This window comes from Eubacterium ruminantium (assembly GCF_900167085.1).
GTDB classification, from domain to species: Bacteria; Bacillota; Clostridia; order Lachnospirales; family Lachnospiraceae; genus Eubacterium_Q; species Eubacterium_Q ruminantium.
In genome coordinates this window covers 76,028-90,727 of record NZ_FUXA01000004.1, presented here as the reverse complement: position 1 = coordinate 90,727, position 14,700 = coordinate 76,028, and the positions used below count along the sequence as shown (strand labels likewise).

General features: G+C 38.5%; 11 protein-coding genes. 4 read left to right on the top strand and 7 right to left on the bottom strand.

The window, feature by feature from the left end; translation table 11 throughout:
• Positions 1-58: 58 nt before the first annotated feature.
• Positions 59-1,483 (top strand): IS1182 family transposase, encoded by a 1,425-nt coding sequence (locus tag B5D25_RS01830; protein ID WP_078786046.1) that lies wholly within the window; start codon positions 59-61, stop codon positions 1,481-1,483.
• A gap of 107 nt (positions 1,484-1,590) precedes the next feature.
• On the opposite strand, the gene B5D25_RS01825 is transcribed toward B5D25_RS01830, so the two are convergent.
• The 6 genes from B5D25_RS01825 to B5D25_RS01800 all read right to left on the bottom strand — a co-directional run bounded on the left by B5D25_RS01825 (position 1,591) and on the right by B5D25_RS01800 (position 10,130).
• Positions 1,591-3,234, bottom strand: coding sequence for an AMP-binding protein (locus B5D25_RS01825; protein WP_078786045.1), 1,644 nt, complete (start codon positions 3,232-3,234; stop codon positions 1,591-1,593).
• Positions 3,235-3,299: 65 nt separating this feature from the next.
• Positions 3,300-4,700: an MATE family efflux transporter gene (locus B5D25_RS01820; RefSeq protein WP_200803225.1), complete on the bottom strand. Its 1,401-nt coding sequence runs from the start codon at positions 4,698-4,700 to the stop codon at positions 3,300-3,302.
• A gap of 9 nt (positions 4,701-4,709) precedes the next feature.
• Positions 4,710-5,354 carry a potassium channel family protein gene (locus tag B5D25_RS01815; protein ID WP_078786044.1) on the bottom strand — a complete coding sequence of 215 codons (645 nt, stop codon included), beginning with the start codon at positions 5,352-5,354 and terminating at the stop codon, positions 4,710-4,712.
• 26 nt (positions 5,355-5,380) lie between these two features.
• Entirely contained in the window at positions 5,381-6,754 is a 1,374-nt protein-coding gene (locus tag B5D25_RS01810; protein ID WP_078786042.1) for a TrkH family potassium uptake protein, read from the bottom strand.
• A 118-nt stretch (positions 6,755-6,872) separates the two neighbouring features.
• Complete coding sequence (locus tag B5D25_RS01805; protein WP_078786041.1) at positions 6,873-9,173, bottom strand: lectin like domain-containing protein; 2,301 nt, start codon at positions 9,171-9,173, stop codon at positions 6,873-6,875.
• A gap of 42 nt (positions 9,174-9,215) precedes the next feature.
• The gene (locus tag B5D25_RS01800; protein WP_078786040.1) at positions 9,216-10,130 is read right to left on the bottom strand and encodes a helix-turn-helix domain-containing protein; all 915 of its coding nucleotides are present in this window, start codon (positions 10,128-10,130) and stop codon (positions 9,216-9,218) included.
• A 219-nt stretch (positions 10,131-10,349) separates the two neighbouring features.
• On the opposite strand from B5D25_RS01800, the gene B5D25_RS01795 reads away from it, so the two are divergent.
• From B5D25_RS01795 to B5D25_RS01785, 3 genes are read left to right on the top strand one after another with little or no spacing between them, the layout of a single operon-like run.
• The gene (locus tag B5D25_RS01795; protein ID WP_078786039.1) at positions 10,350-11,303 is read left to right on the top strand and encodes an ABC transporter ATP-binding protein; all 954 of its coding nucleotides are present in this window, start codon (positions 10,350-10,352) and stop codon (positions 11,301-11,303) included.
• Positions 11,300-12,115: an ABC transporter permease gene (locus tag B5D25_RS01790; protein WP_078786038.1), complete on the top strand. Its 816-nt coding sequence runs from the start codon at positions 11,300-11,302 to the stop codon at positions 12,113-12,115. Before B5D25_RS01795 ends, B5D25_RS01790 begins: the two co-directional genes overlap by 4 nt.
• Positions 12,116-12,117: 2 nt before the next feature.
• On the top strand, positions 12,118-12,945 hold the full coding sequence (locus B5D25_RS01785; protein ID WP_078786036.1) for an ABC transporter permease: 828 nt from the start codon (positions 12,118-12,120) through the stop codon (positions 12,943-12,945).
• 190 nt (positions 12,946-13,135) lie between these two features.
• On the opposite strand, the gene B5D25_RS01780 is transcribed toward B5D25_RS01785, so the two are convergent.
• Positions 13,136-14,590 (bottom strand): aminoacyl-histidine dipeptidase, encoded by a 1,455-nt coding sequence (locus tag B5D25_RS01780; RefSeq protein ID WP_078786034.1) that lies wholly within the window; start codon positions 14,588-14,590, stop codon positions 13,136-13,138.
• Positions 14,591-14,700: the final 110 nt, after the last annotated feature.

Sequence of the window (14,700 nt, the reverse complement as noted above, 5' to 3'; positions counted from 1 at the left end):
CTTTACTGCCCTTTTTATGGTATAATTAATGTATCATTTTTAAGGAGGTAAGCCGCCTATGATGACTCAGAATACTGATAAGAATAGAGAACAGATTCAAATGTTCTGTATGGATGATTTAGTGCCTCAAGACCATCTCTTACGCCTTATTGATAAGGCTATAGACTGGTCTTTTATTTATGATCTGGTTGAGGATAAGTATTGTTTAGATAACGGTCGGCCAAGCCTTGACCCTGTTGTACTAATTAAAATCCCATTCATTCAGTATCTGTATGGCATTAAAAGTATGCGCCAAACCATCAAAGACATTGAAGTAAATGTTGCTTACCGCTGGTTCTTGGGACTTGAAATGTATGACCCAGTTCCTCATTTTTCTACATTTGGAAAGAATTATACTCGACGATTCAAAGATACAGATTTATTTGAACAGATTTTTGCTAAGATTCTTGAAGACTGTTACAAATGGAAGTTAGTAGATCCAACAGAAGTTTTTGTGGATGCGACGCATGTAAAAGCAAGAGCTAATAATAAAAAGATGAGAAAACGCATAGCTCAGGAAGAGGCACTTTTCTATGAAGAACTTCTCAAAAAAGAGATAAATGATGATAGAGAGAAAAAAGGCAAAAAACCTCTTAAGGAAAAAGACAATTCAGATGATAATAATCATTCATCCGGAGGAACATCCGGAAACACAAAAGAAATAAAAGAAAGTACGACAGATCCTGAAAGCGGCTGGTTTCACAAAGGAGAACATAAGCAAGTTTTTGCCTACTCTATAGAAACAGCATGTGATAAGAACGGATGGATTCTAGGTTATACTGTTAGTCCTGGAAATGAGCATGATAGCAGAACATTTAAAGGGTTATTTGACAAGATAGAAGATATCGGAATAAGAACTCTAATAGCAGACGCCGGATATAAAACTCCGGCAATAGCAAAACTACTTATTGATAAAGGAATCACACCTCTATTTCCATACAAACAACCAATGACTAAAGAGCGATTCTTCAAGAAATATGAGTATGTATATGACGAATACTACGATTGCTACATTTGTCCTAACAATCAGATTCTTCGATATAGTACAACAAACAGGGATGGCTATAAAGAATACAAAAGTTGTAAACATATATGTTCCGAATGCCCATACCTTAGCCAATGTACAGAAAGCAGAGATCATGTAAAAGTTGTTACCAGACATATCTGGGAAGAATACATGGAGAAATGCGAAGATATAAGACATACCCTTGGCATGAAAGAATTGTATAAGCTTCGTAAAGAGACTATCGAGAGACTATTTGGGACTGCTAAAGAAAACCACAACTTTAGATATACACAAATGTATGGAAAAGCTCGAATGGAAATGAAGGTCGGGCTTACTTATGCATGCCTTAATTTGAAAAAACTAGCAAGAATGCTACAAAGAAAGGGTATAATAGGCCACGTATTTAACCGATTTTCAGGTTTATTAGCTGCTGCATAATTCAAAAAAAGAAAAATCGGCTGCGGAACTATCGTTCCGCAACCGTCTTTGTCTACACTCTGACGAGAGAGAATAATAATTCTCTCTCGTTAATTTTTTAAAAATATTTATTTATCGGATTTCTCGTCATCCTTTTTCTCAATTCTAGGCATCATTCCCGGAATATTTTTATATCTGACGATCTTCATACTTGCATTCTTTATAAATTCTTCGTTACGAAGCTTTATACGTGTGATCTGCTTATAGATTGGTCTTCCCTTATTTACTTTACTCTTCAGCTTCTCGAAATATTCTTTGTCATCTCTATGAGCTTCATTAGGGAATATCTCAGCTACGATCTTTCCGTTTTCATCATAAACAAGGACTTCCTCAACCGCATCATCTCTTGCAATATCCTGCTCAAGTTCTTCCGGCGATATGTTCTCACCATTACTGAGGATGATAAGATTCTTCTTTCTGCCTGTAAGGAAGATAAAATCATCTTCATCAACATATCCAAGGTCTCCCGTATGATACCATCCGTCTATGAGCGCAGCATCTGTTGCTTCAGGGTTCTTATAATATCCCTTCATAACAAGTTCGCCCTTAAATGCGATTTCACCGTCATCTGTAACCTTAACATCAATACCCGGAACAAGATGACCTACACTTCCGTCCTTATGATGATAGATTCTATTTACAGCTGTACATGGAGAACATTCTGTTGCACCGTATCCATTGAGGATTTCTATGCCCCATGTTCTGAACTCGCGAACATACATAGGATCAAGAGCCGCTCCACCGCAGATGATATATTCGAGATTTCCACCGAATACTTTCTTGATCGGGCTATACATCTTGCTTCTGAGATCGATCTTAGCCTTACGAAGAAGATCTGTAGACTTCATAAGTCTCTTGAACATCTTTGTCTTACCCTTCTTCTCAATCTCAAGCCAGATCTGTTTATGGAAAAATTCTACGAACATCGGTACAAGGAACATTGTCTGAGGTCCAAACTCTTCCATGTTCTTCTTTACATGTTTAAGGCTCTTATTGATAAATACTGATTTACCGTAATTAAGTATCATGAATATTGAAACCACAAGACCAAATGCATGATGGAAAGGAAGCACTGAAAGAGTTCCTCCCTGTGGCTCAAAAAGCATACTTGTATGAACTACTTCATAAGCAATATTGTGATGACTGAGCTCAACACCCTTACTTACACCTGATGTTCCTGAAGTAAAAAGTATTGTCGAAGTCTTATCAGGATCGATGACATGTCTTGCAAATTCATTTTTACCTTCTTTGATAAGCTTACGCCCTTCTTTGAGGATATCATCAAAATCTTTAAGGTTATAAACCTTTCTGCTGGCCTTTTTCTTTACCTTCTCATAATATGTCTCCGATACAAATACAACATCTGTATCTGCCATCTTTGCAAGTGAGATTATCTCTTCGTCAGGAAGACTCTTATCGATAGCAACCGCAACATTTCCACCGTTAACCGTTGCAAAGTAAACTATAAGCCATTCATATGAATTTTCACCGATTATGGCAACATGTTTATCCTTAATCTTTTTGTGGTACATCCACTCACCAAATGCATTGATATCTTCGCTGAGATCACGATAGCTCTTACGCATTTCTCCTGATTCACATGGATAGATAAATGCTGTTTTATCAGGGATATCATGTGCTTTCTTAAGTATCATTTCCTTAAGGTCTTCTATCTGTGTAACATTTTCATATGGATATTCTTTATTTCTCATTCCCGCTTCCTCTCTTATTAACTTTTGTTCTTCACTCGCCAAAGAAGGCTACTAAAAAATATATGTTAAATGTCCGAATCATGCAAGCCTGCTACCATTATATCACTTTTCATCTTTTTTAGCTCAGAAATTGCAAAAGGTATTGTTATCATAAATGTAAGTATATCAGCAACCATCTGTGTTATCTCAACACCCGTTAATCCAAAAAGCTTTGGAAGAATGATAATTGCCGGGATAAAGAAAAGTCCGTTTCTCGCCGAAGCCGTGATGGATGCCTTGACCCCTTTACCGATGGATTGAAGCATCATATTTGTCATGACTATAAATGCATTAAGCGGAAGGACTATAGTCTGAAATCTTAATGTCACTTCACCAACACTTACAACACTCAGATCTTTTCTGTAGAACTCTACTATATTCGTCGCATAGGAATAGCAAACGATCGCTATAACAGTAAGGAATACCGTTCCCCACTTGACGCAGAACCAGAATCCTTCTCGTACTCTTTCCTTTTTATTGGCTCCATAATTAAATGAGCATACCGGCTGGAATCCCTGTCCGAATCCAATCAGCGCAGATATAAGAAGCATCATGGTTCTTGAAACGATGGTAATTCCCGAAACAGTCGGAGTACCTCCGAATTCTGCAGCAGCATGATTAAGCAAACTTCCTGAGATTGCTGCAAGCCCCTGTCTGAAAAGTGAAGGGATTCCTCCATTGATTATCTGAACAATGTAATATTTATTGATATTAACATTTTTAAGGCTCAGCCTTATATTTTCACCCTTGCTGCATCCTATCAGAAGGATCACAAAACTGGTTATTTGTCCAAGAACTGTCGCTATAGCCGCACCTGTTACATTCATTTTTAATACGAGTATAAGGATTGGGTCAAGTATTATATTGACTATGGCACCGGCAACAAGACCGACCATGGCATATACTGCACTTCCCTGGAATCTCAGCTGACTGTTTATAACGAACTGACACATCATGAAAGGAGCACCTATAAGAATTATCCTTGCATAATCGTCCGTCATTGCCAGTGTCGAAGCATCAACCTTATCGGAAGCTAAGAATTCAACCAAAGGACCCATGAAGATATTTCCCAGTATCGCTATGGTTATTCCGAAAAGGAGTGCCATTACAAATCCATTAGAAGCCATTTCCGAAGATTCTTTTTTCTTACCGGCTCCAAGCATTCTCGAAAGGAAATTACCCGAACCATGTCCGAAGAAGAATCCGAATGCCTGTATGACAGCCATCAATGGAAATACAAGACCTACCGCTGCCGTCGCCGCAGTAGCTTCTCCCGGAACACGACCCACAAAATAAGTATCGGCTGTATTATAAATTCCCGTGATGAGCATACTTATTATAGTCGGCACCGCAAGTTCTGTTATAAGCTTCGGAACAGGCGTTTCCGTCATATATGTATATTTATCAACAGTTTTTTTCTTAAACATTTTTCTATATTACTTCAACAATTTAAGGTCGTTTTTCTCAATAATTACAAGAAGCTCTGTATCTTCTTCAAGCGCTCTCTCAGGATCGATAAATGATCTCATTTCGCTGTGGTCTTTAACAGCAACCACGTTAAGACGATATTTCTCTCTAAGATTAAGCTGCACAAGATTCTTTCCTATCCAATCCTCTTTAGGGCGCATTTCAAGCATGCAGAGGTTGTCATCAATATCAAAGAATTCAAGAAATGTATCGGAAATAAGCTTTCTGGCAGTACGAAGTCCCGTATCCTCTTCAGGATAGATTATCTGATCCGCACCGACTCTCTTAAGTATTTCGCCCATTCTGTCATCGGCCGCCTTGGCAACAACCTTAGGCACGCCCTGTTCTTTAGCTGCCATAACAGCCATGATGCTTGATGTAAGATCTGAACCCATGGCAACTACCACAGCATCCATATTGTTGATGCCGATTCCCTTCATAGCTTCAATATTTGATACATCAGCTTCTATAGCATAAGTTACCGAACCCGAAACAGATTCAACTATCTCAGACGATTTATCTACTGCAAGAACTTCCGCTCCCATATCATAAAGGCTGAGCGCAAGTTTTTTACCAAATCTACCAAGTCCTATTACCGCAAATGATTTACTCATATGATCCTCCAAATATAACTTTTGTTTTATCCAACAAAGAAATTACCCTTCGCATATTTGACCTTATTCTTCTCCGATCCGCTGAAATTAAAGAACAACGCCATGGAGATAGGTCCTATTCTTCCAAGGAACATAGATACTATTATTATCCACCGTCCCACAAGATTTAAACAAGGCGTCAAAGCTCTTGAAAGACCGACTGTCGCCGTCGCACTGAAGGTTTCATACATACCGTCCACAAGAGATACATTATTGGTTATCATAAGAAGGATCAGCATAAAGAATGTTACAAAGAAGCTGACTGATACGATAGCCGTTGCCTTATGTATAAGTTCCGATGTGAATTTTCTTCCAAATACTACATTTTCATTTCTGTTTCTGATAAATGCAACCGAATTAAGGATGACTGCAAAAAGTGTTATGGTCTTGACACCACCGGCCGTTCCCACAGGAGAACCACCGATAAACATAAGCAATGTACCTACAGCGCATGTTCCGTCCGTAAGAGACTGCTGAGAAACCGACGCAAAACCTGCCGTTCTGAATGTAACTGACTGGAATACACTATTAAGTATCTTTCCGCCCGGAGACATTTTCCCAATGGTATCAGGATTATTATATTCCATGCAGAATACAGAAACCGATCCGAATAATATAAGGATTCCGGTTACCACAAGAACAAGTTTTGAGTGTTCTCCAAGCCTGCTCATTCTCTTAGCGAAAGAAAAGCCCTTATCTCTGCCTTCCTTCATTACTCTGCGGAAATCAAACCATACAACGTATCCGAGACCACCCATTATAATGAGGAACATACTTGTAAGCATGATCACAACATTATGATTATAATCAATAAGACTGTTCGGTCCAAGTATATCTATACCAGCATTACAGAAGGCTGAAACCGCTGTAAATACCGAATACCATATTCCTTTTAAAGCGCCGAATTCCGGTATAAATACAGTCATATAGAAGAATGCACCGATCATTTCAACTATGATGGTTCCCTTAAAAACAGCTCGTAAAAATCGTCTGAGTCCCCTTAATGAACTTAAGTTAAATGCATCATGAAGCATTATCGACTGATAAAGAGAGAATTTTTTATGTATTGCCAGCATAAGTATTGAAGTAACTGCTATGATACCGAGTCCACCAAGCTGGATAAGTATAAGTATAACTATCTTTCCGAATAGACTCCAATAAGCAAATGTATCAACAACTACAAGTCCCGTCACGCATATAGAAGTTGTGGATGTGAAAAATGCAGTTGTAAAACTTGCCGAACCTTCGCCTGCCTTGGCTACCGGAAGAAGCAGTAATACTGTTCCGATAAGTATCGCAGCCAAAAAGCTCAGCGGTATAAGCTGTGTTGATTGTAATTTGAATTTTGTCTGTTTATTCATCTGTCAAACTGTCCTTCACCAAAGTTTCATATCACTATGTGATTATAAAACGGTTATTCAATCATGTAAAGAACAAAGCATGCCACAATCGGCATGCCTCATTCTGTATTTTAAATATTTACTGGACCTTTCCGCCCTTTATAATATATGTTTGTCCTTTGTATGTGACTTTACCTGAATAATCGAATCTGACTTTTCCTGATGTACAATACCAATAGCCATTTTCATTTTTAGCTATACCTGTAAAGCCAAAGTCAACTTTTCCTCCTGAACAGTAGAAATATCCATTTTCATTTTTTGCAAGTCCGGTGAAATTAAAGTTAACTTTACCATTCTGGATGCACCACCAACCGCTTGAATTTTTGGAAATAGTATTTGTAAATTCTACCTTTCCACCTTTAACATTCCACCAGCCTGCTACACCGTTTACTGTTCCTTTAAGAACTTCATTTCTGGAGAAATCAACCTTGCCGGTGCTTACATACCACCAACCGGAATCATTCTTCACAAATCCGTTGTAGCCGGTCATTACCTTACCTGCCTTTACATACCACCAGCCTGTAACCTTGTCGACAGTGATCTTGTAAAGCCCTGTAGTATTGGCGATACCATTTTTGAAGTAATAATATACTCCGCCGTTTTTTGACACACCTGTATATGACTTATCAATTGCTCCATTCTTCAGATAATACATTTTGTCACCGTATTTCTGTACACCGCTTGCATTCTTAGCAAATGCATATCTTATAACAGAACTTGATGAAACCTGCTTTGTACAATTTACGTCTGTGTAGTATTTACCTTCCTTTACGAAATACTCGATATTTCCCGGTGTGGTTGTTGTTGCGGTCTTCGCTCTGTGATGAACAACCTCAGGAATGGTTGTATCTCCATATGCATAAATACATATATTTCTGTAATTTGTTCCGAGGTCGAAATTACCCATTGTTCCGTAGCAGTCATACCATCCGTCACGATAATTAACAAATGATTCGCCGCTTCCGATATTGGTTTCTACAATCGCTGTGTCACCGCCTTCAAAATTGACACGGTAAACGCCTGCGCTGTCTTTAAGATAAATCTTTACGGAAAAAGTCTCGCCCTTTGGAACTGTGATCTTCTGAGCAAGAGGCGCTCTGAAATATCCGGCCTCAGTTGTCTTTCCCTTTGTAGTATAAACTCTTCTGCCTGACCCCGGATTCTTAGCATTCTTTAAATCTACATTTACTTCTATAGTATATTCACCTTTCTGAAGTGTATAGAATCCTACTTTATTCAATTCTACTGTATGCTGTGCCTTAAATACATTGGCACCTGATAATTCAACCTTACTTGCAAGAGTCTTGCCTGAGCATCCTGTTTCCGTATAGGAATAAACTCTGCTGTCCTTCTTTAAACTTTTTGATGTATCTACAGTAAATACGGTAGGTGCACAGATTGAAGCATCATAATAAGATATCCAGACTGTTCCCTTATTTGCATCATTTCCCCAGCTGTTCTGTGCAAGGAAAGCACCTTTTTTATTGCATGCCGTAACCTTGTTATCATCCCATCCTATGATGGTAAGTTCATGATTTGCTGACGGTTTCTCACCACCGTTCCAGCTTGTGAAAAATGAATTGGTTGATGAATTATATCTTTTTTCACTGGCATCAATACTGACAACAACCGCTCTATCCTGATAAACTTTCTTCTTAATACTATTGATACTTTCCTGCCATGAAATTCCGCCATATTCGGAATATTCATCCGAAAATCCATACAGAAGAAGTACATTTTTAACTCTACTGACACCCTTTGTCATATCTGCATCAGTAAGGTTTTTTGAAGGATTAAGCGGATACTTTTCCTCTGTACCAAGTCCTCTGTTCATGGCAAATGTAGCCGTAGACATAAGCGGACTGCCGCTCTGATCGTAAAATTGTCCCCTTGATATAAATCTGTCTTTCTGTCCATGAAATACAGAATATGTCAGCTGATACTCGGAATAATTGATACTTGAACCAAGATTTTGATTCAGATAACTTGTCTCGAGGGCCGTATTTGCGGCATATGCCCAACAAATGCTTGAATTTGCCTGATCTCTTACTCCGGATAATTTCTTAACCTTATAAGATGCCGGATAAGAAGCCGCATTATTCACACTGACAGAACCGGTGTTGCCCTTGCGCGGTGCCATGATATTATCGCTGTAATAACCATTTTCATGATAGATTATTTCAGAAGAATCATCCCATATGGAATCATCATCTACAGCGGCTTGATCTTCACCTGCTTCATTTGTGACTTCGATTGAAGTTTCCGTTGTCTCGCCATCATTTTCTGCTGCATTTACTATCCCCCCAGACAATAAAGAGCAAATTGTAACGATAGCTGCAGCTCCGGTCTTCGCCCGCTTCATTAAATTCATCTTTCTCATTATACTTTTCCTTTCACTAAATAAATGATTTGTTCCTTAATCTTATACATGCCTTGTCGTTCCGTCAATAACATTTTTTCTATATTCACGTGGTGACATCTTATAAAATCTTCTGAATACTTCCGACATGTAACTCGCACCGGAAAAGCCTGTGATCTCAGCTATCTCGGCCATAGACATTTTGCTTGTCTCAAGATAGTCGGCCACCTTTCTGCTTCTGTAATGGATCAGATATTCTACCGGCGACTTTCCTGTAACTTTATTGAATATCTGGTTGCAGAGAGTCTGACTGACACCACCCGCAGCCGCGATATCTTTTAATGAAATATTTTCAGTATAATGGCCGTCTATATAGATCATCATATTTTTCAGAATAAGATCATGCTGATCGTCACTCCTGTGATTAAGGAAAAGTCTGTAGGCATCATTAAACCTGTGCATCAGAAGTTCCCACAACAAAATAAAATCCTTTGTGATAAGAAATTCATTTCCAAGCGAAACCCTGTGCATGTTCCAAAGTATCCTTCTCACATCTTCCGAATCATGATCATCCGCGTGAAAATGAACAAATGGTATAGTCTTATCCGTGATGATCGGTCTTACTGCCTTATTTTCAACAGCATATGATGTACATATAATGCTCGGATCAATAACAGCTATTATATATCTCGTTACATAATCATTATCTGTATATGAATAATGGATCCTGTCTGAGTTTACAAAAAGTATATCTCCTTCACTCAGCTTAATATCCATTCCTTCCACTGAATAGCCCATGTCCCCGTTATATACATAAATGAATTCAACATCCTTATGATAATGCGGTACTCTTTCCCATGTGCATCCGCTGTAAACATAACCATCATGAATATAAGAAGGAAATTTATCGTCATTGTAATTAACGATTTCCGACCCGTCTTTCCGCTTGATGATATAGCCTTTGTTTTCTTTCTTCATAATTCCCCCTCCTTGGAATTTATATAACAATTTTATATCTACCGTGTTATATTGTTATCATTTTCTGTAATTATGCCTGTTTTTCTTCACTATGCTTTATAGTATAATCCCATAATATCATATATTCAAGCCTATTCAAGCCGGTTTAGCTTCAAGCCGGTTTGAATTCTATAATTTTTTTACATCAACGATATGCTAAATGAAAAAGAGGTGAAAGTTATGAGTATTTCAAACAATTTTGTGATCGAAATGAACCATGTATCAAAAGATTTCAAAGTTCTGAATCGACACGAAGGACTTAAGGGAAGTCTTAAGGATCTTTTTTCAAGAGATTACAGGATACTAACGGCGGTAAATGATATCTCAATATCAATTAATAAAGGGGAAATAGTGGGATATCTCGGACCAAACGGTGCCGGCAAGTCAACAACCATAAAAATGATGTCCGGTGTCCTTGAACCCAGCAGAGGAGAAATTCTGGTTAATGGAAATGTTCCATATTCAAACAGAACCAAAAATGCGGAAAACATCGGTGTCGTTTTCGGACAGCGAAGCCAGCTCTGGTGGGCACTTCCTCTCATAGAATCTTTCAAAGTCCTGAAAGATATATACATGATTCCCGATAAAGAATATAACGATATAACAGAGTTATACCGAAGTCTTGTAGACATCGATCCCCTGCTCCATAAGCCGGTCAGACAGATGTCCCTGGGCCAAAGAACATTAAGCGATATTCTCGCAGCCTTCCTGCACAACCCAAAGATAGTTTTCTTAGATGAGCCAACCATCGGTCTTGACGTATCAATGAAAGCCAAGATACGTGATCTCATCAAAGGACTTAACAAAGAAAAGCATACAACTGTAATACTTACGACCCATGATATGGGTGACGTAGATGCTCTCTGCCAAAGGATCGTTATCATCGATCACGGAAAGATGATTTATGATAATGATATGGAACATCTTAAAACTTATTTCGGTTCCTACAGAACTCTCCGCCTAAACCTCAAGGATGTCGGATGGAAAGAGTACCTTGTTGACGAATCAAAAACAGATGTAATGAGCATAATCAGCGACGCTCAAAAATATTATACAATTCGCGATATCCAGCTTAAGGAGATTGAAACCGAGGAAATTATAAAGAAAATCTACGAAGGAGGGACCACAGCATGAAAGCAAGACTGAAAAAATATACTGCGCTTTCACGGATCGGTATCCTTTCAGAATTACATTTCAGACTTTCCACTTTTGTGGTAATACTCGGAAATCTTGTATATCTCACCCTGGTATATTTCTTGTGGAAATCCATTTATGCTTCATCCGGAACAAGTACAGTAAACGGAATGTCATTTTCCGACACACTAATCTATCTTGTTCTTGCAACAGCATTATTCAATTTCCTTGAAATGTATATGGTTTGGGAAATAAGCAGGGATATCCAATCCGGAGGAATCATTTTGAAACTCCTGAAGCCTATGAGTTTCCGCTCATTTTCCTTCTGGAATTATTTTGGAAGAAATATCATGACCTTTTTCCTGACATTCCTTCCGACATTTATAGTGATCGACGCGGTTACAAAAGGTTATATCCACCACGGTTTCAACCTTATTTACTTCGTCATCTCAGTTATCATGGCTCTTATCATAAACTTCAATATCGATCTTATAGTATCAACTATTTGTTTATATACAGAGTCCACATGGGGAATCAATATGGTCAAAGAATGTATAGTACTTCTTCTTTCCGGTGCCACCATCCCTCTTGCATTTTTCCCCGAAAAGCTCCGCCATATTGTTACATACCTGCCATTTAAAAGTGTTTATGATACACCTCTCAATATCCTCCTGCAGAAGAAGGGCTATACAACGCCGAAAGGACTTTTGTTTGCTCTCGGTCTCCAGCTCTCCTGGTGTATCATCCTCTATATCATAAGTAAAGCATTCTGGAATCATTCGATTAAAAGAATAACTGTAAATGGAGGTTAAAAATGGAAAACAGTATTATTTCAACCAACAAAAAAAGAGGTTTTAAATTCTACCTCCACATATACAAGAAGCTGCTTGTTCAGGATTTAAAAAGTAAAATGAGCTACCGCGCGGATTTCATCATTTCCACTGTAGGAATGGTCGTTTCAAATCTCGTAGGATTTATAAGTTTCTATATTCTTTTCAAAAACTTTCCTACGATAAACGGATGGACCATGTATGAGACACTTTTCCTTTACGGTTTTTCACTGGTTGCCCTGACTCCTGTGCAGTGCTTCTTCGACAACAACTGGAACCTTAGACACCTGGTCATGTCCGGCGACTTTATAAAATATTGTTTCAGACCTATCAATATCTTCTTTTATTTCATGTCGGAAATATTTGATGTCAAAGGGCTGGGACAGTTTGCATTCGGTATCGGAACCATTATTTATGCCTGGTCCCACCTTTCAATACCGGTCACATTTTTAACTCTCGCCCAGCTTGTTGTATACCTTTTTGCCGCATCACTTTTCATGATTGCAATAATGAATGCCGCTGCAGCAGCCTGCTTCTGGTTACAGAACTCAGGTTATATAATGATCATCATGTTTAGATTTAAGGATTATTCAAAATATCCTGTAACTATATTTAATTCTGTTTTTAAGGCGATATTCACATTCATAATCCCGATTGCTTTCATAGCTTATTATCCGGGACTTGTAATACTCCGACCTGATAATGTCCCTTTATTATCATGGTTATCTCCTTTCATCGGAGCTATATTCTTCTATCTGAGTTATAAACTCTGGATGTTGGGAGCAAAAAAATATGATGGAACAGGTTCGTGACAGAACCTGCTCCATCATATTTTTTACTAATCCACATATCATCAGTCTAAGTCCGCCGCCAAGTATGGCACCTCCAAATGCAACAGCAAGAAAATGTTCAACATTAAGCTGAAAAGGTATAGCTTCGAAAATCTCAAGTCCTATCATATAAGCCGCTGAACCGGCCCCCATACTTCCGCGATAAAAATCACTATTCTCTTGTCGCCAATATCTTAAGAAGATAATCATATGTCCTTGCTGCCGAACTGATTGAAAGACGTTCATTTACTGTATGAATATCAAAAAGATCCGGACCAAATGATATAGCATCAAGTCCATCTATCTTTTCAGCAAGGAGTCCACATTCAACTCCGGCATGAATAACAGATACTTCCGGCTTCTTGCCATACATTTCTTCAAAGACTCTTATCATCTTATCTCTAAGAAGGGATTCCTTCTTGTATTCCCATGCAGGATATGCTCCATGGTAACATACCTTTGCCCCGAAGCAGTCAGCTATAAGCGAAACCCTTTGTCTTAAAGCTTCCTTAGCGCTGTCTACAGAACTTCTCAAAGCATATGTAAGTATAAGTGTATCTTCTTCTGTTCTCATTATTCCGAGATTAAGAGAAGTTTCAACAAGTCCCTTTATATCTCCCGACATCTTAACGATTCCGTTAGGTACCGCAAGTATAAGTCCTACTGCTTTTCTTAAACTCTCATCTGTAAGAACCTTATCGCCTGAAACATTTGATTCTTCAAGAGAAAGTTTTACTCCGCCGTCTGTATTTCTATATTCATTTTTGATAGATTCCTCTATCGCCTTAAGTTTCTCAGTAAATAATGATTTATCTTTATCATCAATTTTTACCAGAGCTGCAGCTTCAAATGGAATTGCATTATCCTTTCCACCGCCACACATTGAAAGAATCTTTAAATCTGCTCCGCTTACCATAAGCTCATTAAGAACTCTTGCAAGCATGTGATCTGCATTTATCCTCTGCTTATCTATCTCGCTTCCGGAATGTCCTCCCAGAAGTCCTGAAATCTTAAGCTCATAAACCTTACCGTCTTTACAATCTGTAAATGAAAGCGGGAGTCTTAATTCTCCTCTCATACCTCCTGCACATCCTGCGAGAAGTATTCCTTCATCCTCAGAATCAAGATTAAGAAGGAGCTTTCCTTTCAGGTTGCTAAGATCAATACCTGATGCACCTTCCATTCCGACTTCTTCGGAAACTGTAAATACCATTTCAAGTCTTGGAGCATCAACTGTAGGATCATCAAGAATCGCCATCATATATGCAACAGCTATTCCGTCGTCTCCTCCGAGTGTTGTTCCCTTCGCCTTGATAAAATCACCATCGATATATATATCAAGCGGATCCTTCATGAAATCATGTGTTGAATCAGGCGCCTTTTCATTTACCATATCAATATGGCCCTGAAGTATCACAGCAGGATCCTTCTCTCTACCCTTTGACGCCTCTTTGATAATGATAACGTTATAAAGATCATCCTGATAAACTTCTAATCCTCTTTCACGGGCAAATCCAACTATGTAATCGCTGACCGCTTTTTCATTATAAGAACCTCTGGGGATTCTTGTTATCTCTTCAAAATATTTAAATACTTTTTCAGGTTTAAGTCCTGATAAAACTCCCATTTCCAGCCTCCGTCAATCTTCCAAGTAAAACCACTGATATATCCACCGATAAAGTCTTGTATGATTTTTGTAACCCAGGTTACAAAAAATATATTTATTGCCGGCATTAA